This is a genomic window from Kitasatospora sp. NPDC032150 (genome assembly GCF_055579945.1).
This window is the reverse complement of record NZ_JBVIMH010000022.1, coordinates 47,356-69,193: the sequence shown is the minus strand read 5'-3', so window position 1 is coordinate 69,193 and position 21,838 is coordinate 47,356. Positions and strand designations below refer to the sequence as shown.

Sequence of the window (21,838 nt, the reverse complement as noted above, 5' to 3'; positions counted from 1 at the left end):
GCGCGCCCGAAAACGGTGCGCAGAACAACACAAACCGTGCACAGGCTGCCGACACCTCCGGCTGCCCGCACACCAGGAAAAGCGAGCCAGCGATGCCCGGAAGCATCGGGGCATCCGGGGCGTTTGCCCAGGAGGAGGAGAAAGTGACAGACACGACGAGCGGTTCCGCACGCGGGTCGAAGTCCGAGAAGGCGACCAAGGCGGCCGGCAAGGGCCCCAAGGACGGCCTCCGGATCGAGCGCATCTACACCACCCCTGGCGTCCACCCCTACGACGAGGTCACCTGGGAGCGGCGTGACGTCGTCATGACCAACTGGCGTGACGGCTCGATCAACTTCGAGCAGCGGGGAGTCGAGTTCCCCGACTTCTGGTCGGTCAACGCCGTGAACATCGTCACGTCCAAGTACTTCCGCGGCGCCGTCGGCAGCCCGCAGCGCGAGTGGAGCCTCAAGCAGATCATCGACCGCGTGGTGCTCACCTACCGCGCCGCCGGTGAGAAGCACGGCTACTTCGCCACCTCCGAAGACGCCGAGATCTTCGAGCACGAGCTGACCCACGCCCTCCTCCACCAGGTGTTCAGCTTCAACTCGCCGGTCTGGTTCAACGTCGGCACCAAGCAGCCGCAGCAGGTCAGCGCCTGCTTCATCCTGTCCGTCGACGACTCCATGGAGTCGATCCTCGACTGGTACAAGGAAGAGGGCATGATCTTCAAGGGCGGCTCCGGCGCCGGCCTGAACCTCTCCCGCATCCGCTCCTCCAAGGAGCTGCTCTCCTCCGGCGGCAACGCCTCCGGTCCGGTCTCCTTCATGCGCGGCGCCGACGCCTCGGCCGGCACCATCAAGTCCGGTGGCGCCACCCGCCGGGCGGCCAAGATGGTCGTGCTCGACGTCGACCACCCGGACGTCGAGGCCTTCATCGAGACCAAGGTGAAGGAGGAGGAGAAGATCCGCGCCCTGCGCGACGCCGGTTTCGACATGGACCTCGGCGGCGACGACATCACCTCCGTCCAGTACCAGAACGCCAACAACTCCGTCCGCGTCTCGGACGAGTTCATGACGGCGGTCGAGAACGGCGACACCTTCGGCCTGCGCGCCCGGATGACCGGCGAGGTCATCGAGACCGTCGACGCCAAGAAGCTGTTCCGCAAGATGGCCGAGGCCGCCTGGGCCTGCGCCGACCCGGGCATCCAGTACGACTCGACCATCAACCACTGGCACACCTGCCCGGAGTCCGGCCGCATCAACGCGTCCAACCCCTGCTCCGAGTACATGCACCTGGACAACTCCAGCTGCAACCTGGCCTCGCTGAACCTGATGAAGTTCCTGCGCGAGGACACGGCGTCCAACGGTGTGCAGGGCTTCGACGCCGCCACCTTCGCCAAGGTCGTCGAGCTGGTCATCACCGCGATGGACATCTCCATCTGCTTCGCCGACTTCCCGACCGAGAAGATCGGCGAGACCACCCGCGCCTTCCGCCAGCTCGGCATCGGCTACGCCAACCTCGGCGCCCTGCTGATGGCCACCGGCCACGCCTACGACTCCGAGGGCGGCCGCGCGCTGGCCGGTGCCATCACCTCGCTGATGACCGGTACCGCCTACCGCCGCGGTGCCGAACTCGCCGGTGTGGTGGGCCCGTACGACGGCTACGCCCGCAACGCCGCCCCGCACCAGCGGGTCATGCAGCAGCACGCGGACGCCAACTCCGCCGCCCGCGCCCACGACGACCTGGATGCCCCGGTCTGGGCCGCGGCCAGCGAGACCTGGCAGGACGTGCTGCGCCTCGGTGCGCAGAACGGCTTCCGCAACGCGCAGGCCTCGGTGCTCGCCCCGACCGGCACCATCGGCCTGATGATGGACTGCGACACCACCGGCGTCGAGCCCGACCTGGCCCTGGTCAAGTTCAAGAAGCTGGTCGGTGGCGGCTCGATGCAGATCGTCAACGGCACCGTCCCGCGCGCCCTGAAGCGCCTGGGCTACCAGGACGAGCAGGTCGAGGCGATCGTCGCCCACATCGCCGAGCACGGCAACGTGGTGGACGCCCCCGGGCTGAAGGCCGAGCACTACGAGGTGTTCGACTGCGCGATGGGCGAGCGCTCCATCTCGCCGATGGGCCACGTGCGGATGATGTCGGCGATCCAGCCGTGGATCTCCGGCGCCATCTCCAAGACGGTCAACATGCCGTCCACCGCGACCGTCGAGGACGTCGAGGAGATCTACTTCGAGGCGTGGAAGCTGGGCGTCAAGGCGCTCGCGATCTACCGCGAGAACTCGAAGGTCGGCCAGCCGCTCTCGGCCAAGAAGGCCAAGGAGGAGAAGGCCGCCGAGCCCACGGTCGAGAAGGTGGTCGAGTACCGCCCGGTGCGCAAGCGCCTCCCGAAGGGCCGCCCCGGCATCACCACCTCCTTCACGGTGGGCGGCGCCGAGGGCTACATGACCGCCAACTCCTACCCGGACGACGGCCTGGGCGAGGTCTTCCTGAAGATGTCCAAGCAGGGTTCGACCCTCGCGGGCATGATGGACGCCTTCTCCATCGCGGTCTCGGTCGGCATGCAGTACGGCGTCCCGCTGGAGACGTACGTCTCGAAGTTCACCAACATGCGCTTCGAGCCGGCCGGTCTGACCGACGACCCGGACGTGCGGATGGCGCAGTCCATCGTGGACTACATCTTCCGCCGCCTGGCGCTGGACTTCCTGCCCTTCGAGACCCGCTCCGCGCTCGGCATCCACTCCGTCGAGGAGCGCCAGCGTCACCTGGAGACCGGTTCCTACGAGCCGATCGATCCCGAGGACGTCGACGTGGAGGGCCTGGCCCAGTCCGCGCCGGTCGCGGCCAAGCCCGTCGTCCAGCAGCCGGTGGCCGAGCAGCCGAAGGCCCCCAAGGCCCAGGCCCACAACTCCACCGAGCTGCTGGAGATCCAGCAGGGCCTCAACGCGGACGCACCGCTCTGCTTCTCCTGCGGCACCAAGATGCGCCGGGCCGGAAGCTGCTACCTCTGCGAGGGCTGCGGCTCGACCAGCGGCTGCAGCTGATCACTTCCGGATCCGCTGAGCTGAACCCGTCCTGAGGGGCGGTTCCGAGGGCGGGGCGAGGACTTTCGAGTCCTCGCCCCGCCTTTTCGCGTTCGCCGGCAGGAGATTCGTCAACCTTGGTTGACATAGCGGGTTGTGTCAACCTAGGTTGACGGTATGAGCGACACGAAGCAGCTCGCGGCCGACGCGAGCAGCCGGGATCCGGCCGTGGGCCTGCGGGCGGTGCGGGCACTGCGCGATCTGGCGGACCGGCTGGAGGATCTGCAGGTCGGCAACGCGCGGGGGCTGGCGTGGTCCTGGCAGGAGATCGCGGCCTGCCTCGGGGTCAGCCGGCAGGCGGTGCACAAGAAGTACGCCAAGCGTTTCGGGGCGGGGAGGGACTGAGGATGTTCGAACGGTTCACTGAAGGGGCGCGGCGGACGGTGGTCCTGGCGCGTGAGGAGGCGATGAGGCTGCGGCACGACTTCATCGGGACGGAGCATCTGATGCTCGGAGTCCTCGGTCAGCCGCAGGACCGGGCGGCGGCCGTGCTCGCGAGGGCCGGGTTCGACCTGGTGACCGCGCGCGGAACGGTGACACGGCTGCTGGGCGCCCCGCATCCGGATGTCGACAGTGCGGCGCTGGCCTCAATCGGGGTCGACCTGGATGCGATCAGGGGGGCGGTGGAGGCGAGCTTCGGGCCGGGCGCGCTGGATGCCGCGCCCGTGGCGGCGAAGCAGCGGCGGAGGATCGGTGTGCCCCGGTTCACCGACCGGGCGAAGCGGGCACTCTCGCTCTCACTCCAGGAGGCCGGCCGGGCGGGCGGTGGCCGGATCGAGGCCGGGCACATCCTGGTGGGGCTGCTGCGTGAGGGCGGCGGCGTCGCGGTTCTGGCGATCCGGGAGTACGGCCTGGATCCGGCCGCGGCGGAACAGGAGGTCATCCGGGCGCTCACGGCACAGGCGGCTTGATCCCCCGTCCCCTGGTGGCAAGTCGGGTCCGGCCGGGTTTCGATACGGAGCGCTAGCGAGCGAGACGGTCTGTCAACTGGACGGTTGAGCAAATAGGGTGAATGGATATGATCTGTCGACCGCGTGTATTTGTCGACTGTTCGGAGCCTTCCCCCGTCGGGCCCCGGACAGTGGCGCGCTGTCGTTCGGTCCGCACTGACGCCCGCCCCCGAGGATCAGGTTGATGAGAGCTCGCACGCGCCTCTACCGCGTGGCGCACCCGCACCCGAACGGCAGAACCGCGCTCTGGGCAGCGGCCGGGATCCTGGTGGGAGCGGCCACCGGGGCCGTCGCCGTCGCGGTCGTCCCGGACGCCGAGCGGACCGCGGTCGCCGCGACCGTGGCGGGCGGCATGGTCCTGTGGTCGGCCCTGGTCGTGGTGGCGTGCCGACAGGCCGAGCGCTTCCGCCGGATCCGCGAAGAACTCGCCACCGCCCGTTACGAGCTGACGGACATCCGCTCCCGGTCCACGGCGCTGCAGTCGGAGCTGGCCACCACCCGGGCCTCCGTGACCGCACTGCGCACCAACCTCACCGCAGCGCAGAACGACGCCGAGTCCGTCCGGGCCGAACTCGCCGCAGCCGGCACCGCACTGGCGGACGCCGAGGCGGCGACGGTGGAACTGCGCGAGCGGAGCGAGGTCGAACTCGCGGCGCTGCGCGAGCGGATGGACGAGACGGCGGCCGAACTGCGCGAGCGCACCGAAGCCGACGAGCACGAACGCGCCGAACTGGCCCGGCTCACCGACGAGGTGCTGCCCGAGGTGGTCGCCCGGCTGCGCTCCGGCAGCTCGGTGGACTCCGTACTGGCGCCGCACACCGCCGTCACCCACGCCGGGCTGCTGCGCACGGTGGCCGAGGAGGTCGGCCGCGGCGAACGCCAGCGGGCGGCGGCCCTCGCGGTGTGCGCCACGGCCGCCGGCCGGGTGCAGGCGTTGGCCACCAGCATGCACGCCGAGCTGCGCGAGATGCAGCACCAGCACGGCGAGGACGTCCTCGGTGACCTGCTCAGCCTGGACCACTCCACCGCCCAGGTCGGCCGGATGGCGGACAGCATCGCGGTGCTGACCGGTGCCCGCTCCGGGCGGCGCTGGACCAAGCCGATCGGCGTCGAATCGATTCTGCGCGGTGCGCTCGGCCGGATCGGTGCCTACCAGCGGGTGCGGCTGCACTCCGCCAGCACCGCCGCGGTGGCCGGTTTCGCGGCCGAGGGCGTGATGCACGCGCTGGCCGAACTGCTCGACAACGCCGCCAACTTCTCGGCTCCGCCGGCCGAGGTGCACGTCTACGTCGAGGAGGTCCACTCCGGCCTGGTGATCACCGTCGAGGACGGCGGTCTCGGGCTGAGCGAGAGCTGGCTGCGCCGCGCCGAGCAGGCCGTGTCGGCCGCCCCGCTGGACCTCACGCAGCTTTCCGCCGGTACCCGGCTCGGCCTCGCGGTGGTCGGTTCGCTGGCGCGTAAGCACGGCCTGTCGATCTCCTTCCGGCCGTCCGCCCGGGGCGGGACCGGCGTGGTCATGCTGATCCCCGAGCGGCTGGTCACGCACCCGGGCCCCGCCGCAAGCCGGGCTCTGGCGGCCGCCCGTACCGGTGCGGGAGACGGGCTGCAGAGCCGGGCCGAACACGGCCGCACCGAACGGCCGCGGGCCGAGCAGGTCCGGCCGGAGCGGGTGCGCCCCGCGCTCGAACCGAGCCGTTCGCCCTCCGCCCTCACATCGGGTACCCGCTCCGAGCAGGGGCGGTCCGAGTCGGCGGCCGGTACCACGGCCACCGGTGACCCGGGGACGAGTGACGGCCGGCCCGCCACGGCCGGCAGCCTGCCGCAGCGCCGCCGGGGCCAGACCCTGGCGGCGGCCCAGCCGTCGGCCAAGCCGTCCGCGCCCGCGCTGTCGGCGCAGCCCGTACCAGCCGACTCGGCCGTCTCAGCGGCCCGGTTCGGCGCCTTCCGCAGGGCCCTCCAGCAGGGGCCCGACACCACCGACGCCCTCCCGAAGGATGACTCCCGATGAGCAGCAGCACCGACCGCGACCTCGACTGGCTGTTGGAGAACCTGCTGTCCGGTACGCCCGGCGCCCGGCACGCGCTGGTGCTCTCGGCCGACGGTCTCAAGCTCTGCCACACCTCGGGTCTTGGCGTCGACCAGGCCGACCAGCTGGCGGCGATCGCCTCCGGGATGCAGAGCCTGGCCCACGGGGCGTCGATCGAGTTCGGTGACGGCACCGGCGGGGTCCGGCAGTCGATGACGGAGTTCCACGGCGGGATCCTGTGCATCGTGGCGGCCGGCGAGGGCGCGCACCTGGCCGTGGTCACGGACGACGACGCGGACGTCGGCGTGGTCGGCCACAACATGCACGGTCTGATCGAGCAGATCGGCACGCTGCTGAGCGCGCCGCCCCGGACGGACGTGACCGGGAACGAGGCCGCGGTGTGACCGGGCGGCCTGGACTTCCGGGCCTGCCGGGCCGTGACGAGGACCCGGACCGGCTCTACACCGTCACCCGGGGACGCAGCCGCCCGCCGGAGCACGCCTTCGACCTGGTCACGCTGATCGTCAGCGAGCAGGCGCCGGTTCCAGGCATGCAGTCCGAGCACGTCCGGATCCTTGAACTGTGCCGGACTCCCACGGCCGTGGTGGAGATCGCGGCCGAGCTCGCCCTGCCGGTGAGCATCGTCAAGATCCTGCTGGGGGACCTGCTGGAGACCCACCGGATCACCGCGCGGCACCCCCGGTTCGCGCCGACCAAGGCCCGGCTGCCCGACCTCGACACGCTGAAGCAGGTGCTGCATGGACTCCAACGGCTCTGACACCCACGGCAGAGAGCCGCGCGGCATCACCCCGCTGCGCAGCACGGCGGAGAACGGTCTGAAGATCGTCGTGGTGGGTGGTTTCGGTGTCGGCAAGACCACCCTGGTCGGTTCGGTGAGCGAGATCCGTCCGCTCACCACCGAGGAGACGATGACCAAGGCGGGCGAGGGCATCGACGACCTGTCGGGGATCCAGGGCAAGCGCTCGACCACGGTCGCCTTCGACTTCGGCCGGATCACGCTGAACGACCGGAACGTGCTGTACCTGTTCGGGGCCCCGGGCCAGGAGCGCTTCTGGTTCCTCTGGGACCGCCTGTTCACCGGCGCCCTCGGCGCCGTGGTGCTGGTGGACACCCGGCGGCTGGAGGACTCCTGGTACGCGATCGACCGGCTTGAGCACCACGGCACGCCGTTCATCGTGGCCCGCAACAACTTCACCGGGCCCGAGCACACGCTGCAGGAGGTCCGGGCGGCGCTCGACCTCCCGGACGAGGTGCCGCTGGTGGACTGCGACGCCCGGGACCGGGAGTCCAGCAAGCAGGTGCTGATCGAGCTCGTCCGCCATCTGTACCGCCTGGCGGGTGCCGGAGCCGAGCTGCCCGCTTCGCCCGCGCTGTCGGCCGAGCCTGAGCCGGTGTCCGACCGGCCGGTGGGGCCGTTCGCCGGGACGCCTGCAGAGTTCCCCGCTGATCTGCCCGCCGAGTTCCGCCTAGAGGAGTGCACCCCGTGACCGAGCCCGCGATCACCCCGCCGCCGGGATGCCCGGCGCACGCGAACGCGGCCCCGCTGTACGGTCCCCGTTTCCAGACCGACCCCGGGCAGCTCTACCAGGAGCTGCGCGGGACCCACGGTCCGGTCGCGCCGGTCGAGCTGGCGGGCGGCGTGCCGGCCTGGCTGGTGATCGGGTACCGCGAGCTGCAGCTGGTGACCAGCCAGCCCAAGGTCTTCGGACGGGACTCCACCCGCTGGAACATGTGGTCCAGGATCCCGGCGGACTGGCCTCTGAGGCCGATGATGGAGCCGGCGCCCTCGCTCCTCTACGTCGAGGGCGAGGAACACCAGCGCCGGAAGGCCGCGGTGACGGACGCGCTCGCGGGCGTGGACCCGTACGAGCTGAAGAAGTACTGCGAGGAGATCGCCGACGGCCTGATCGACGAGTTCGCGGGCCGGGGCGAGGCGGACCTGGTCGCGGAGTACGCGCACCGGCTGCCACTGCTGGTGCTCTGCCGTCTCTTCGGGCTGGGTGAGGACGAGGCGCCGAGGCTGATCAGCAGCCTGCTCGCGATGCTGGACGGCGGCGTGGACGCGCTGGCGGCGGCGCAGGAGCTGCTGGACATCATGCTGCGACTGGTGCGGGAGAAGCGCGAGCGTCCGGGAGCGGACGTCACCTCGTGGCTGCTGGCCCACGAGGCCGGGCTGAGCGACGAGGAGGTCATGCGCGACATGCGGGTGATCCTGATCGCCGGCCACCAGCCCAACGCCTACTGGATCGCCAACGCGATGCGGTTGATGCTGACCGACGAGCGCTTCGCCGCCTCGCTCTCCGGCGGCCGACGGAGCGTCAGCCAGGCGCTGGCCGAGGCACTCTGGGAGGACACCCCGACCCAGATCTTCGCGGGCCGCTGGGCGACCAGGGACACCCAGCTGGGCGGTCAGCGGATCGCGGCCGGGGACATGGTTCTGCTCGGCTTCGCCGGAGCCAACGCCGATCCGACCGTCCGGCAGGAGAACGGTGTCCCGGCGGAGGGCAACCGGGCGTACATGAGCTTCAGTTACGGTCCGCACAGCTGCCCCTTCCCGGCGCAGGAGGCGGCCGAGGTGATCGCCGCGACGGCCATCGAGGTGTTGCTGGACCGGCTGCCGGACGTACGGCTGGCAGCGGCCGAGAGCGCCCTGGTCTGGCGGCCCTCCGCCTGGGTACGGGCGCTGGTGGCACTGCCGGTGGCCTTCACCCCGGGGCACGCGCTCGGTTGAGCACGGCCGCCCGCCCGATGCTGTCCGGGGCGGCGTGCTCCGATCCGGGCCGCTGATCCGGCCGACCCGGGTCGGTCCGTCCGAACCACCTCGTCCGATTCCGTCTGTCCACCCGAGGATCGCCTACCTGAGGAGAGGGAGCGGATGACCGCCCCGATAGTGATGGACCCGTTGGCCCGTGACAATGCGGCCGAAGGTGCGCTGCTGCGTGCGGCAGGGCCGGTGGTGCCCGTGGAGTTGATGGGGGTGCGGGGTTGGGCGGTCACCCGGCATGCCGCCGCGCGTGATCTGCTGACGGATCAGCGGCTGGTGAAGAGTGCCGAGCACTGGGCGGCGTATCAGCGTGGGGAGGTGCCGAAGACCTGGCCGCTGATCGGGTTGGCGCTGCCCCGCCGGAGCATGGTGGCCACGGACGGTGCGGAGCACCGTCGGCTGCGTGCGCTGGTCGCGCAGGCGTTCACGCCCCGCCGGGTGGAGCTGATGCGTCCGGCGGTGGAGAAGATCGCTGCCGAACTGCTCGACCGGCTGGCCGATCTGGGGCCGGTGGTCGACCTGAAGACCGCGTTCGCCTTTCCGCTGCCGATGACCGTGATCGGTTCACTGCTCGGCGTGCCGGAGGCGGACCACGCCTATGTGCGCGAGCTGTACGAGCGCTTCTTCAGCAGCGTCAAGGACCCGGTCCAGGTTCAGCAGACGATCACCGCACTCAATGCCTTCGTCGACGATCTGGTCGCCAAGCGCCGGGCGCAGCCGGGCGACGACCTGGCGAGCGCTCTGCTGGCGGCCGACACCGAGGGCGCCCCGGAGGGCGGTGCGCTGAGCGACGAGGAGGCGGCGGCCACCCTGCGGGTGATCATCGCGGCCGGCCACGAGACCACGGTCAACCTGATCACCAACGCGGTGCGCGCCCTGCTCACCCATCCCGATCAGCTGGCACTGGTCCGCTCGGGCGAGGTGGAGTGGACGGCGGTGGTCGAGGAGTCACTCCGCTGGACGCCGCCGACCAGCAACTTCCTGTTCCGCTTCGCGACCGAGGACATAGCGTACGGAGACACGGTGATCCCCGAGGGGGATGCGGTGCTGGTCTCGTACAGCGCGATCGGCCGGGATCCGGCGCAGCACGGTGTCACCGCCGAGATCTTCGACGTCACCCGGGACCCGGCCCGGCACCTCTCCTTCGGGCACGGGCCGCATGTCTGCCCGGGCGCGCAGCTGGCCCGGCTGGAGGCGTCGATCGCGCTCCCGGCCCTGTTCGAGCGTTTCCCCGGCCTGCAACTGGCAGTGGAGGAAAGCGAGTTGCGGCCCACTCCGGCGATGGTCGTGAACAGCCTGCGGGAGCTGCCGGTCCGGTTGTGATCGGACGGTGTGCGGCGGGGCCGGTCGGTGGCGGTCGCCGGCCGGTCCCCAGCACGGCCCGGTCACAAAGCGGGCACCGGCGGATGAAGGTCGAACGCACACCTTGGCGCCGGGTGACCAGTGGGTTAACGTCTTCAAGCCAGCCCAGGCCGGTCGGCCTCTTCCACGCGGCCTTCCGCCCACTCCGCAGCCGATCTCGGATCCGGTCGACCTCAGTCCGCCGCTATCGGGCCCGCCGGCCTCAGGCCCGCCGTTCTCAGGTTCAGCGCAGTCAGGTTCAGTCGATCTCCGGTACAGCGCAGCGTAGTTCTCTCTCACCGCAGGCATCCCAAGCCCTGGCAAGGAGGACCGCCATGACCCTCGCCACGATCGCCACCACAGGCCGCCGATGATCCGGAACCCATGGCCGGCCCTGTCCGCCCGCCGCCGTTCACTCGCCGTACCGGCCGTCCTCGCGCTTGCGCTCGCCGCAGCCTGTTCCAACGGCACGTCCGGTTCGAAGGGCAGTAGCGGTACGCTTCCGACCCTGACCGGCGACTGCGCCAAGTACCAGGCGTACGCGGGGCATTCGGGAACCAAGGTGACGATGTACGCCTCGATTCTCAGCCCGGAGTCGGACTCGTTGGAGAAGTCCTGGGCCGAGTTCAGTACTTGTACGGGCATCAAGATCTCGTACGAGGGCTCCAACGACTTCGAGTCGCAGCTTCAGGTGCGCGTGACCGGCGGAAACGCTCCGGACTTCGCGATCATCCCGCAGCCCGGCCTGCTGGCCCAGATGGTGAAGAGCGGCAAGGTCGTGAAGCCGCCCGCCCAGACGGTGGCCAACGAGGACAAGTGGAATCCGGTCTGGAAGACCTACGGCTCGGTCAACGGCACCTTCTACGCGGCGCCGATGAGCGCCAACATGAAGTCGCTGGTCTGGTACTCGCCCAAGGCGTTCGAGGCTGCGGGTTACCAGGTACCGCAGACCTGGGCCGAGCTGATGGCACTCAGCGACAGGACTGCCAAGGCCGGTGGCGGGAAGCCGTGGTGCGGTGGCATCGGCTCCGGCACCGCGACCGGCTGGCCGGCCACCGACTGGCTGGAGGAGGTGGTGCTCGGTTCGTACGGCGGCGACGTCTACGACCAGTGGGTCAGCCACCGGGTGAAGTTCGGCGACCCGAAGATCATCACAGCCATGCGGACGGTGGCCGGCTGGATGCAGAACCCGGCCTGGGTGAACGGCGGGTTCGGTGACGTGAAGTCGATCGCCACCACCACGTTCCAGGATGCCGGGGCGCCGATCCTCACCAACAAGTGCTGGATGCTGCAGCAGGCTTCGTTCTACCAGGCGCAGTGGCCCAAGGGCACGAAGATCGGCCCGGACGGCGACGTCTTCGCCTTCCGTCTTCCCGCGGTGAACCCGGCGGTGCCCAGCCCGGTCGAGGGTGGTGGCGAGTTCGTCACCGCGTTCTCCAACCGGCCCGAGGTGCAGGCGGTGCAGAACTACCTCTCCAGCTCGGACTGGGCGAGCAGCCGGGTGAAGGTCTCCACGGGCTGGGTCTCGGCCAACCAGGGTGTGGACAAGAGCCTCTACACCGACCCGATCGACAAGCTCTCCGCTGAGGCACTGACCGACCCGACCGCGACGTTCCGCTTCGATGCCTCCGACATGATGCCGCCAGCTGTCGGCGCCGCACAGGAGTGGAAGTCGCTGACCAAGTGGTTCGCCGAGGGACAGGCCATCCCGAAGGTGGCGGCTGACATCGACGCGGCCTGGCCGCAGTAGACAGTCGCCACGGGCGGCGCGGGACCACCCGCCTGCGCCGCCCGTTTCGGACCCTGCCGTTGTTCCATCGGCCGGCTTCGGTGTGTCGTGCGCCCTCACGCCCGTACGCTCGGCCCGCGTGCTCCGCATCCGCACGTCGTGCGGCGGCTGCGCTTCCTGCTGCCCCGTCTCCCGCTCGTGCGGCTTCCGTTCCTGCGATTCCCCGTTCCGCGCCGGCCGGTTGGGCGCCTCCTGGTTCTGCGCCACCCGGATTGCTGCTCCGGCTTCCTGCTCAGGTTCTCTGCTCTCCGCTTCTGTGTTCTCCGCTCCTGCGCTTTTCGCTTCCGTGGGTCTGGGCTTCGAGGAAGGGAGTTCTCTATGCGCGCGGCCCTGCTGGCCGACTCCGCGTGGACCGACGCCACCGTCAAACTCGGGAACAGCATCGGCGCCATCGCCGCCTTCCTGGGCGTCCTGCTGGCGATCTTCTTCGCTGCTGGACGTGCGACGGGCCGGTTGGGGCGTCCACTGGCCGTCCTGGTCTTCCTGGGTCCGGCCGTCATTCTGCTGATCGTCGGTTTGGTCGCCCCGCTGGTCCGCACGATCTACCTCAGCTTCCGCAATGACGACTCCACCCGTTCTGTGGGCGGGAGGAACTACGGCTGGGCGCTGACCACCGATTCCATCCACCAGGTGCTGCTCAATACGGCGCTCTGGCTGGTGATCGCGCCGCTGGCGGCCACCGCGCTGGGGCTGGTGCTGGCGTTGCTGGTCGAGCGGATGAAACGGCAGGCGGTCTACAAGTCGCTGATCTTCATGCCGATGGCGGTCTCACTGGTCGGCGCCGGCATCATCTGGAAGTTCGTCTACGAGGCCCGTGACCCCTCCCAACCGCAGATCGGTCTGCTCAGCCAACTGGCCATCAGTCTGGGCTGGTCGCGTCCGCCGAACTGGATCCTCTCCCATCCGTTGAACAACTTCCTGTTGATGGCGGTGATGGTCTGGGTGCAGACCGGGTTCGCCGTGGTGGTGCTGTCGGCCGCGATCAAGGCGATTCCGGACGAGGTCACCGAGGCGGCCAGGCTGGACGGAGCGCGCGGGCTGCAACTGTTCTGGTTCGTCACGGTGCCGATGATCCGGACCACGGTGGTGGTGGTGCTCACCACCGTCATGATCACCACACTGAAGGCCTTCGACATCATCCGGACCATGACCGGCGGCAACTTCGGTACCCAGGTGCTGGCCAACGAGATGTACTCGCAATCGTTCGAGCAGTACAACCGCGGCCGAGGCAGCACCCTTGCGGTGATCCTCTTCCTCGCTGTCCTTCCGCTGGTGGCCTACAACATCGTTCAGCTGCGCAAGGAGCGTGAGACCCGATGAGCGACGCGGCCGTGCCCGCCTCCGATCCTGCTCCAAAGACCCGGCCCGCTCCGGAGACGCGGCCCATCCCGGATGTGCGACCCACTCCCGGGGCACAGCCTGTGGCGAAGGCGCAGTCGACTTCGGGGAGGAAGGCGACACAACCCGTGCGCCCCGGGGTGAAGGCTGTGCGCAAATCCTTCAGCAGCCCGCTCGCCTCGGTCTTCGTGGTCGCCGTGACGGTGCTCTGGACGCTACCCACCTTCGGTCTGCTGGCCACCTCACTCCGCCCCAAGGAGGCAGTGTCGAGCAGTGGTTGGTGGGAGGTCTTCGTCCACCCCGACCTGATCCTCTCCAACTACCACACCGTGCTGTTCGAGGGCGGGTTCGGCGTCAGCGGTGGCATGATGCCCTATCTGGTCAACTCGCTGGCCATCAGCGTTCCGGCGACCGTCTTCCCGCTGGTGCTGTCCGCGATGGCCGCGTACGCGCTGGCCTGGGTGCGCTTCAAAGGCAGCGACGCCGTCTTCTTCGTGATCTTCGCGCTGCAGGTGGTGCCACTGCAGATGGCGCTGATCCCGTTGCTCCAACTCTTCTCCGGTGGTGCCCATCTGGGCAGCGTGACCATCCTTCCGGCTCTGGACATGGGGGGAACGTACGTACCGGTCTGGCTGGCGCACACCATGTTCGCGCTGCCGCTGGCCACCTTTCTGCTGCACAACTTCATCTCGCGACTGCCCAGAGATCTGATGGAGGCGGCGGTGGTGGACGGGGCATCGCACTTCAAGATCTTCAAGTCGATCGTGCTGCCGCTCTGCACACCGGCCTTGGCCTCGTTCGCGATCTTCGAGTTCCTCTGGGTCTGGAACGACCTGCTGGTCGCGCTCACCTTCGCCGGCGGCACCCCCGAGGCCGCGCCGATGACCGTTCGGCTGGCTCAGCTCTCCGGGTCCTTCGGGGGCCGCTGGGAGCTGTTGACGGCCGGGGCGTTCCTCTCGCTGATCGTTCCGCTGATCGTCTTCTTCAGCTTGCAGCGCTACTTCGTCCGGGGGCTGTTGGCCGGATCGGTCAAGGGCTGAGCGGCTCGGGGGCGGGCCGAGTCGGCCGGGTCCGCGCCCGGCGCCGTCGCACACGGGCAGGCTCTGCGGAGGTGGTGGGGTGGTCGTCACGACCCGTCCCGCCACCCCCTGGCGCCGGTCAGTGCACCGCGGCCACTGCGCCTTCGGTGGGCAGGTCGCCACGCCTGGCCTTGACGACGACCACGGCCACCACCAGGCCACCGCGGTGAGGCACCGACCACGAAGGCTCGGGATGTGCCGTGCGCCAGGATCTCCTTTGGGGCGTCGCCGGGTTCACACCGGCTGGGTCACGGGGTGAGTACCAGCACGTAGGCTGGAGGCGCCCAGGACACAGCTGAAGGACTTCCGATGCCCTACGATCCGCCGACCCACTCGGTCGAACGCTCCCTCCGTCGGGCCGGTGCCCGGTTGGTGGCCGGCCTTGACGAGGTCGGGCGCGGAGCCTGGGCCGGGCCGGTCACGGTCGGGGCGGCGGTGACCGGTCTGCGCAAGCCTCCGGAGGGTCTGACCGACTCCAAACTGCTCACCGAACGCCGCCGCACGGGACTCGCCCCGGTCCTCGCCGACTGGGTCACCGCCTATGCGCTCGGCCACGCCTCGCCGCAGGAGTGCGACGAGCTCGGCATGACCGCGGCCCTGCGCCTCGCCGCCGTGCGCGCGCTGGAGGCACTCCCGGTGCGGCCCGACGCGGTCATCCTCGACGGTAAGCACGACTACCTCGGCGGCCCCTGGCGGGTGCGCACCGTGATCAAGGGTGACCAGTCCTGCATCTGCGTCTCGGCCGCCTCCGTCCTCGCCAAGGTGCACCGGGACGGTCTGATGGCAGAACTCGGCGAGGCGTACCCGGCGTACGGTTTCGCGGAGAACGCGGGCTACCCGTCCCCGGTGCACCGGCTGGCGCTGGAGGAGTACGGGCCCACCGAACACCACCGGCTGTCCTGGGCCTACCTCGATGCGCTGCCCAAGTGGAGCCACCTGAAACGGGGGAGGGCGGCGGAGCCGCAGGACGAGCAGCTTTCGCTGGGATTCTGACGACTTCTGACGAATCATCCCCTGCCCGCGCGGGTGGCCGGTCGCCTGGCGGGTGCCCGACAGGTGGGGCGCCCGTGCGCATCCGACCGGCATTTGATAGACATCCGGGTATGCCTGTCTTCCCCGAGGAGCCGGAGATCCACGAGAGCATTCCGGGCCCCGGCGTTCCCTTCCCCCGCGAGTCGGACGCACACGCCCCCCGTAAGCCAGCCGTCGGCAGTGCGAGCCCTACTGCCGGAGTCGCTCCCGCGTCCGGCGCCGTCGTGCCCGGGCCGCGGCCCGCGGCACCGCGCCCGGCCCCGCCGAGCGGCGGGCCCCGACCGACGCCGCCTCCGGCTCGCACGCCGATTCCCAAGCCGGGGCCCGGTGTTCGCCGCCCCGTGCCCGCGGCCGGCCGCCCGGCCCCGGCCGGGCAGCCCGAGGTGCGCCTGGTTCCGGCCGCCGTGGAGGACGTCATCGAGCGGGCGGACGAGGCTGTGGACCTGCTGCTGGAGTCCGGACGCCGCCCCGGCGACATCCTGGTGCTGACGGTGGGTGAGCCGCACCCGTGGCAGCAGCACGAACTCTCCTTCGGCGCGGACCGGTACTGGGCCCAACTCGCCGAAAGCGGAGATGTCTTCTATGCGGAGGCCGCCGCGACCAATCCGCTCCGGCGTGACGTGGTGGTACTGGTCGTGAACGCGGCCCGGTCCGCACGGGTCGATCAGCTGGCCCGGAAGGCGCTCGGCCACGCCGGGGCGCTGCTGGTGGTCTGCGGCGAGCCCGAGTTGACGGCAGCGGTCTTCCCGGATGCGAACCGGCCGGTCCCGGCCTGAGCCGGCCTGCTCTGACACCGGTCCGCCGCCGCCCGGGTTCAGCTCGAAAGGCCCAACTCGTAACGGCTCGGGCCAAGTGATCGGTTCTGCCGGGCAGTCCCGCCCGGTACGGACCGGTCAGGCTCGCGGCGGGCCGGACCCGGACCGGAGCCGGTCCGCTCGGCCGATCCGCCGGGCGGGGCCTCCCACGTCGGTCTCCTCTCGGATCTGTGAGTCGGCATCTCCTCGCTGACGCAGGCTCACACCGACCGCCTCACGGTGGCCCGGTACTCCGAAGCCGTCCTGCCGGTGCCCTCGGTTCCGCCGAGTCCGTCCGGACCGCGGTCCGGCACGTCACGACGGCCGCTCGAGCAAGACCCTCGACACGCCGGTCAGCGCGCGGCCGTGCGGCGGATGGTCTTGAACGAGGTGACACCGACCGGCCGCCAGGCCCAATCCGGGGCGGACTCCTGGGCGGAACGCGGCGTGAGTTCGCTGACGGTGTGCAGGGGCCCCTCGGCCCAGGAACCCGAGTGAGGTGTGCGGCCGTGACGGCCGTCGCCGAGCGACCGCCAGCCGGTCGGCGTCAGGGCGACGTACGAGCCGCACCGCAGACCGTGCAGAGTGGCCGCGTCGCGCAGCGCCCACATCCAAGGGCCGTCCTGCTCCGTCCAGTCGCCGGAACCCTCGCGGCAGTGCAGCAGGACTGCGGTCCGGGTGGGCCGCGCCAGCCGCAGGTCGTGCGGGGTGATCTGCCGCAGGTGGGCAAGAATCGCGTTCCGGTGGTGCCAGCCGTCCTCGACATGCGGCCGTGCGGCGAACGATGCGGAGGCCGTCACACGGTGCCGGGCGTCCAGCACGGCCACCACGCTGGTGCCCGGCTGCGGCAGGTGCAACCGGTGCAGTTCGGTGACGAGCTCGCGTGGGGCGCGCAGCAACGGGATCCCGGAGTCGGTCCAGGTTTCCAGGTCGACGGACCGTTTCCGGGCGGAGGAAGACCGAGGTCGGTCGATGCGGCTGATCGCGATCCTCCTGACCCGCCCGCCGGGCGTACGAGTACCCGCGTACGCCGGAGGCCGGGTCCACTGGACCGTGAGCGGGGTACGGACCAATTCTCAGGTCAGACCGGTCCGACCGGCAACGACGACTAGAGCTATGCCGCCCGCATTCGGACGATCTGCCATACATATTCCGCAGCCGGACCTGAACCATTCGCCTGACGGCGCAAACGGCGGCCGGAGCCGATGCGCGGCCGGCAGGCCTGCACCGTCAGGACGAGTGGGCGACTTGTCAGGCCTGGACCGCCAGCACGAGTGGCAACACTGCGCTCGCCCCCGCCTGTCGTAGCAGTCGTGCCGCCACCGTGACCGTCCAGCCGGAGTCGACCAGGTCGTCGATCAGCAGCACGGGACCGGGCGTGGCCGCCAGTGCCGAGGAGAGACCGGCCGGTACTACCAGCGTGCCCGCGAGAGTGTTCAGCCGCTGGGCGCTGTTGCTGCGCGGACCGTGCGGCGGTCGGCCGGAGACGTACTCCAACCGGCCCAGCAGCGGTAGCCGTCCGATCGCGGCGAGCTCTGCGGCGAGGCTCTCCACCAGCATCGGCCGGGTGGACGACGCCATGGTGACGACCCCGACCGGCCGTGTGAGCCGGCTGCCGTCGGCTGCCTCCGGGCCGGCCCAGCCACCGGGGCCGCGTGCCCAGTCGGTGAGCACGCTGACCAGCGCGTCCCGTACCTCGGCCGGGACAGGACCGTCGGGGGTCTGCTCCGAGAGCAGCGTGCGCAGCCGGGTGCCCCAACCGATGTCCGAGAGCCGGCCCAGGGCCCGGCCGGTCTCGGCCTGCTCGGTCGCCGGGATCCTCCCCTTGAGCCCCACGCCGAGCGCGTCCATCCCGGTGGGCCAGAGCCGACGCGGCTCGAAGGTGACACCGGGACGTCCGAGCGCGGCCCCGGCCGCCGCCAACGCCTCGGCGGAGACCTCCGAGGAGTGCCGTGCACCCGTGCAGTTGTCGCAACGACCGCACGGCGATGCGGCCTCGTCGTCCAGCTGCCGCCGGAGGAACTCCATCCGGCACCCGGTCGTCGCCGCGTACTCGCGCATCGCCCGCTGCTCTGCCTCGCGGGACTCGGCGACCTTGGCGTAGCGCGCCGCGTCATAGGACCAGGCCGCGCCGGTGGCGGTCCAACCGCCACGCACCCGGCGGACCGCGCCGTCGACGTCGAGCACCTTGAGCATGGTCTCGAGCCGTGCCCGGCGGAGGTCGACCCGCGGCTCCAGAGCGGCAGTGGAGAGCGGCCGCCCGGCCTCGGCGAGGGCGTCGATCGTCCGGCGGACCTGCTCTTCGGCCGGGAAGCCGAGTGAGGCGAAGTACCGCCAGATCGCCTCGTCCTCACGGCCGGGGAGCAGCAGCACCTCGGCCCGCGCCACGCCGCGGCCGGCCCGGCCGACCTGCTGGTAGTAGGCGATCGGCGAACTCGGTGAACCGAGATGCACCACGAAGCCGAGATCCGGCTTGTCGAAGCCCATGCCCAGCGCGGAGGTCGCGACCAGGGCCTTCACCCGGTTGGCCAGCAGATCCGCCTCTGCGGCGCGCCGTTCGGCGTCCTCGGTGCGTCCGGAGTACGAGGCGACCTGGTAGCCGCGGGCCCGCAGAAAGTCCGTGACCTCGTCCGCGGCGGCCACGGTGAGGGTGTAGATGATGCCGGAACCGGGTAGCTCGGCGAGATGGTCGGCCAGCCAGCCGAGCCGGTGTGCGGGGTCGGGCAGCGACAGGACGCCGAGACTGAGGCTTTCCCGGTCGAGCGGACCGCGCAGCACCAGCGCGCGAGTGTCGGCACCCGGCGTACCCGCGGTGCTGGGGGCGGTCGCGTCATCCGGCCCCGTAGCGGAGCGGGTCGTGCTCACCTCGGGCGCACCCGTCCCCAACTGCTCGGCGACATCCGCGGTGACGCGCGCGTTGGCGGTGGCCGTGGTGGCCAGCACCGGCACGCCGGGGGACAGCTCGGCGAGCATGGTCCGCAACCGGCGGTAGTCGGGCCGGAAGTCGTGGCCCCAGTCGGAGATGCAGTGCGCCTCGTCCACCACCAGCAGACCGGTGGCGGCGGCGAGCTTGGGGAGAACCTGGTCGCGGAAGTCGGGGTTGTTCAGCCGCTCCGGGCTGACCAGCAGGACGTCCACCGCACCGGCGGCGATCTCGGCCTGGATCTCGTCCCACTCCTCGGGGTTGGCCGAGTTGATGGTCCGGGCATGGATCCCGGCCCGGCCGGCCGAGTCGACCTGATTGCGCATCAGGGCGAGCAGTGGAGAGACGATCACGGTCGGGCCCGCACCGCGGGCGCGCAGCAGGGCGGTGGCGATGAAGTAGACGGCCGACTTGCCCCAACCGGTGCGCTGGACCACCAGGGCGCGGCGATGGTCGATGACCAGGGCCTCGATAGCGAGCCACTGGTCCTCGCGCAGTGCGGCGCCGGGACCGGCCAGCTCGCGCAGCACGGCCTCCGCCTGGGCCCGGACGGCGGGGCGGTCGGGGGCGGTGTCTTGGGCTTCGATGGGTGCGTGCATGGCTCCATGGATACCGGGTGGGACGGACAAGCAGCGAATGCCGGGAATGGGCAGGGTTCTGAATATCAGAGGACAGTCTGCCAAGTTGGTGCCATTTATCCGGAAATGTTGCCAATTTTAATTCACTCGAATGAGTGAGTTAGTGCTGTAACCCCCGGTTTGTCCACAGGTTGGAGCCGGCCCCGGCCACAGGGTGCCGAGCTGCGGCACGCTTCCCGGCATGAACGAGGACTTCACTTCCGCCGCGCCCTTCGGGCCCGTTCCGCGACGCCTCCCCACCCAGCTGCCCGTCCGGATGCGAGGGCCGGCCGACATGGCCGAAATGCTGCCCTACCTGCTGGGTTTCTTCCCCGACGACAGCATCGTCGCCGTGGGCCTGAGCGGCCCCCACCTCCAGCAGGGCGGGGTGATCAGGCTGGACATCCCCGACGACCCCGCCCGGTGGCGGTCGACGGGGACGGAGACGGCACGACTGCTGGTAGAGCTGTCCGAGCAGCGCGATCGCCGCCCCGAGCAGGTGCTGCTCTACCTCTGTCGAGACCCCGCGAGCGGTGACGGCCGCGGTGTGGTCGCGGAGCTCAAACCGCTGGCGCAGTACCTGGCCCAGGCGTTCGGTGACCTGGACGTCGTGGTGAAGGAGTCACTGTGCGTCTCGGCCGGCCGCTGGTGGTCCTTCCTCTGCGCCGGGACGGGCTGCTGCGACCCCAGCGGCGTACCGGTCCGTACGCCCGGGACGGTGAGCCCGGCCGCTGCGGCGGCCACCTTCGCCGGGCTGGCCCCCAGGGGCAGCCGGAAATCGATCGTCGCGGGGCTGGCGCCGATCGGATCGCCCGACGACGAGCCGCAGCGGGCGGCGATCGAGCGGGAGGGCCCCCAGCTGCTCCGCGAGATGACCAGGCCGGGTGGTCGCCAGGCCGCGGTGGCCCGCACGGTCGAGCTGCTCGACGAGAGCATGGCCGAGTTCCAGGCAGGTGCGCGCCAGATCGCCCCCGAGCGCGCGGCGAGGCTGCTGGTCGGCCTGCAGGACAAGATGGGCAGGGACCGCGCAGCCGAGTACGCGGAGGCGGAGGAACTCGGCTCCGCTCAGCGGCTCTGGCGCTTCCTCGCGCAACGCTGCGTCCCGCCCTTTGAACACCTCGCGGCGGCGCCCCTGACGCTGCTCGCCTGGACGTCCTGGCTCGCGGACGACTCCGCGACGGCACGGGTCGTGCTGGCGAAGGCACTCGATCTCAACCCCGAGTACACGCTGGCACAACTGATCTACGAGTCGCTCAACGGCGGGTTGCTGCCGGACCAACTGCTGGAGAGCGTGCGCCGGGAGCGGGCAGTCCGCCGCGACCCGGAGCTGCCCTCCTCCAGGGCTCCCTCGCCCGCCGATCAGCCGCCTGCTCCGGCCGCCGGGACCGGGCGGGCCGCTGGAACCGGCTCGGTCACCAACACGGCGAAGCCTGAAACACCGGCGCCTCAAACCCCGGCGCCTCAAACCCCGGCGCCTCAAACCCCGGCGCCTGAAACACCGGCGCCTGAAACACCGATCGACGGGACACCCGCCGGTGGATCGCCGTCCGAAGAAGCACCGGCCGCCGCCCCACCGGGCACAGCACGGGCGGGTCGTCGGCTGCCCGACGAACAGGCCACGACAGTGGTGCCCGACGAGGAGGCCGGAGGCAGTGCGAACGTCAGGGAGGGCACTCCGGTTGTCCCGGACCTGGACTGTGCGCCGTCGGCCGCTGCGAGCGGGGTGGCATCTTCCGGCGCCGACGAAGGTCGGGGGCCAGGCGAGGTCCGGGCTCCCGAGGCCGGCTACGGCCGATCGGACCGGGCTGCCGATCGCGGAGACCCGAGCCGCCCCGGCCGAGGCGGCCTACGGAGTCAGGTCCGTCAGGCGGGCCGGCGGCTGTCGGGCAGGCTTCGACCGGTGAGGCCGGGGGCGGCGGCATCTCAGCGCGCTGCCGTCCAGCAGCACGGCGGTGCTCGCCGACGTCGCACTCCCAAGTGGAACAGGAAGCCGGCATGAGCGAGTGCTCGCCCCGGGCGACCTCGCCGGCCCGGGCCGGAGGGGTGGCCACCGCGAAGTGGCAACCGCCCCGGCGCCGATGGGGCCGCGTGCCGTC

The 21,838-nt window shown here is 70.8% G+C and carries 17 protein-coding genes; 15 read left to right on the top strand and 2 right to left on the bottom strand.

Going from position 1 to position 21,838, the window contains the following annotated elements:
• Nucleotides 1–143 precede the first annotated feature (143 nt).
• From ACZ5ON_RS24350 to ACZ5ON_RS24285, 14 genes are all read left to right on the top strand, one after another.
• Nucleotides 144–3,029 carry a vitamin B12-dependent ribonucleotide reductase gene (locus ACZ5ON_RS24350; RefSeq protein WP_465596429.1) on the top strand — a complete coding sequence of 962 codons (2,886 nt, stop codon included), beginning with the start codon at nucleotides 144–146 and terminating at the stop codon, nucleotides 3,027–3,029.
• 156 nt (nucleotides 3,030–3,185) lie between these two features.
• Complete coding sequence (locus ACZ5ON_RS24345; RefSeq protein WP_465596426.1) at nucleotides 3,186–3,413, top strand: RNA polymerase subunit sigma-70; 228 nt, start codon at nucleotides 3,186–3,188, stop codon at nucleotides 3,411–3,413.
• Nucleotides 3,414–3,415: 2 nt separating this feature from the next.
• Nucleotides 3,416–3,979, top strand: coding sequence for a Clp protease N-terminal domain-containing protein (locus ACZ5ON_RS24340; protein WP_465596423.1), 564 nt, complete (start codon nucleotides 3,416–3,418; stop codon nucleotides 3,977–3,979).
• Between the two features lie 223 nt (nucleotides 3,980–4,202).
• Complete coding sequence (locus ACZ5ON_RS24335) at nucleotides 4,203–6,026, top strand: sensor histidine kinase (RefSeq protein ID WP_465596420.1); 1,824 nt, start codon at nucleotides 4,203–4,205, stop codon at nucleotides 6,024–6,026.
• Nucleotides 6,023–6,448 (top strand): roadblock/LC7 domain-containing protein, encoded by a 426-nt coding sequence (locus tag ACZ5ON_RS24330; protein WP_465596417.1) that lies wholly within the window; start codon nucleotides 6,023–6,025, stop codon nucleotides 6,446–6,448. Before ACZ5ON_RS24335 ends, ACZ5ON_RS24330 begins: the two co-directional genes overlap by 4 nt.
• Nucleotides 6,445–6,822 carry a DUF742 domain-containing protein gene (locus ACZ5ON_RS24325; RefSeq protein ID WP_344638562.1) on the top strand — a complete coding sequence of 126 codons (378 nt, stop codon included), beginning with the start codon at nucleotides 6,445–6,447 and terminating at the stop codon, nucleotides 6,820–6,822. Before ACZ5ON_RS24330 ends, ACZ5ON_RS24325 begins: the two co-directional genes overlap by 4 nt.
• Nucleotides 6,803–7,552 carry a GTP-binding protein gene (locus ACZ5ON_RS24320; protein ID WP_465596414.1) on the top strand — a complete coding sequence of 250 codons (750 nt, stop codon included), beginning with the start codon at nucleotides 6,803–6,805 and terminating at the stop codon, nucleotides 7,550–7,552. Before ACZ5ON_RS24325 ends, ACZ5ON_RS24320 begins: the two co-directional genes overlap by 20 nt.
• An 11-nt stretch (nucleotides 7,553–7,563) precedes the next feature.
• A complete protein-coding gene (locus tag ACZ5ON_RS24315; protein WP_465596560.1) occupies nucleotides 7,564–8,796 on the top strand; it encodes a cytochrome P450 in 1,233 nt (410 codons plus the stop codon).
• A gap of 144 nt (nucleotides 8,797–8,940) precedes the next feature.
• Nucleotides 8,941–10,152: a cytochrome P450 family protein gene (locus tag ACZ5ON_RS24310; RefSeq protein WP_465596411.1), complete on the top strand. Its 1,212-nt coding sequence runs from the start codon at nucleotides 8,941–8,943 to the stop codon at nucleotides 10,150–10,152.
• A gap of 388 nt (nucleotides 10,153–10,540) precedes the next feature.
• Nucleotides 10,541–11,920, top strand: a complete 1,380-nt coding sequence (locus tag ACZ5ON_RS24305) for an ABC transporter substrate-binding protein (protein ID WP_465596408.1) — start codon at nucleotides 10,541–10,543, stop codon at nucleotides 11,918–11,920.
• 357 nt (nucleotides 11,921–12,277) lie between these two features.
• Nucleotides 12,278–13,279: a carbohydrate ABC transporter permease gene (locus tag ACZ5ON_RS24300; RefSeq protein ID WP_465596406.1), complete on the top strand. Its 1,002-nt coding sequence runs from the start codon at nucleotides 12,278–12,280 to the stop codon at nucleotides 13,277–13,279.
• A 167-nt stretch (nucleotides 13,280–13,446) separates the two neighbouring features.
• Entirely contained in the window at nucleotides 13,447–14,337 is an 891-nt protein-coding gene (locus ACZ5ON_RS24295; RefSeq protein WP_465596403.1) for a carbohydrate ABC transporter permease, read from the top strand.
• 348 nt (nucleotides 14,338–14,685) lie between these two features.
• Nucleotides 14,686–15,369 (top strand): ribonuclease HII, encoded by a 684-nt coding sequence (locus ACZ5ON_RS24290; protein WP_465596400.1) that lies wholly within the window; start codon nucleotides 14,686–14,688, stop codon nucleotides 15,367–15,369.
• 380 nt (nucleotides 15,370–15,749) lie between these two features.
• Nucleotides 15,750–16,184, top strand: coding sequence for a hypothetical protein (locus tag ACZ5ON_RS24285; protein ID WP_465596397.1), 435 nt, complete (start codon nucleotides 15,750–15,752; stop codon nucleotides 16,182–16,184).
• Nucleotides 16,185–16,555: 371 nt separating this feature from the next.
• On the opposite strand, the gene ACZ5ON_RS24280 is transcribed toward ACZ5ON_RS24285, so the two are convergent.
• On the bottom strand, nucleotides 16,556–17,176 hold the full coding sequence (locus ACZ5ON_RS24280; RefSeq protein ID WP_465596557.1) for a hypothetical protein: 621 nt from the start codon (nucleotides 17,174–17,176) through the stop codon (nucleotides 16,556–16,558).
• Between the two features lie 277 nt (nucleotides 17,177–17,453).
• Complete coding sequence (locus ACZ5ON_RS24275; protein ID WP_465596394.1) at nucleotides 17,454–19,724, bottom strand: DEAD/DEAH box helicase; 2,271 nt, start codon at nucleotides 19,722–19,724, stop codon at nucleotides 17,454–17,456.
• A 220-nt stretch (nucleotides 19,725–19,944) separates the two neighbouring features.
• Here ACZ5ON_RS24275 and ACZ5ON_RS24270 point away from each other — a divergent pair, with 220 nt between their 5' ends.
• Complete coding sequence (locus ACZ5ON_RS24270; protein ID WP_465596391.1) at nucleotides 19,945–21,741, top strand: DUF4192 domain-containing protein; 1,797 nt, start codon at nucleotides 19,945–19,947, stop codon at nucleotides 21,739–21,741.
• Nucleotides 21,742–21,838: the final 97 nt, after the last annotated feature.

Excerpts from the sequence above, each read along its gene's own strand:
- ACZ5ON_RS24335 (WP_465596420.1), top strand. The coding sequence starts at position 4,203 with ATGAGAGCTCGCACGCGCCTCTACCGCGTGGCGCACCCGCACCCGAAC.
- ACZ5ON_RS24320 (WP_465596414.1), top strand. The coding sequence starts at position 6,803 with ATGGACTCCAACGGCTCTGACACCCACGGCAGAGAGCCGCGCGGCATC.
- ACZ5ON_RS24305 (WP_465596408.1), top strand. The coding sequence starts at position 10,541 with ATGATCCGGAACCCATGGCCGGCCCTGTCCGCCCGCCGCCGTTCACTC.
- ACZ5ON_RS24345 (WP_465596426.1), top strand. The coding sequence starts at position 3,186 with ATGAGCGACACGAAGCAGCTCGCGGCCGACGCGAGCAGCCGGGATCCG.
- ACZ5ON_RS24290 (WP_465596400.1), top strand. The coding sequence starts at position 14,686 with ATGCCCTACGATCCGCCGACCCACTCGGTCGAACGCTCCCTCCGTCGG.
- ACZ5ON_RS24310 (WP_465596411.1), top strand. The coding sequence starts at position 8,941 with ATGACCGCCCCGATAGTGATGGACCCGTTGGCCCGTGACAATGCGGCC.
- ACZ5ON_RS24340 (WP_465596423.1), top strand. The coding sequence starts at position 3,416 with ATGTTCGAACGGTTCACTGAAGGGGCGCGGCGGACGGTGGTCCTGGCG.
- ACZ5ON_RS24330 (WP_465596417.1), top strand. The coding sequence starts at position 6,023 with ATGAGCAGCAGCACCGACCGCGACCTCGACTGGCTGTTGGAGAACCTG.
- ACZ5ON_RS24275 (WP_465596394.1), bottom strand. The coding sequence starts at position 19,724 with ATGCACGCACCCATCGAAGCCCAAGACACCGCCCCCGACCGCCCCGCC.
- ACZ5ON_RS24300 (WP_465596406.1), top strand. The coding sequence starts at position 12,278 with ATGCGCGCGGCCCTGCTGGCCGACTCCGCGTGGACCGACGCCACCGTC.
- ACZ5ON_RS24270 (WP_465596391.1), top strand. The coding sequence starts at position 19,945 with ATGAACGAGGACTTCACTTCCGCCGCGCCCTTCGGGCCCGTTCCGCGA.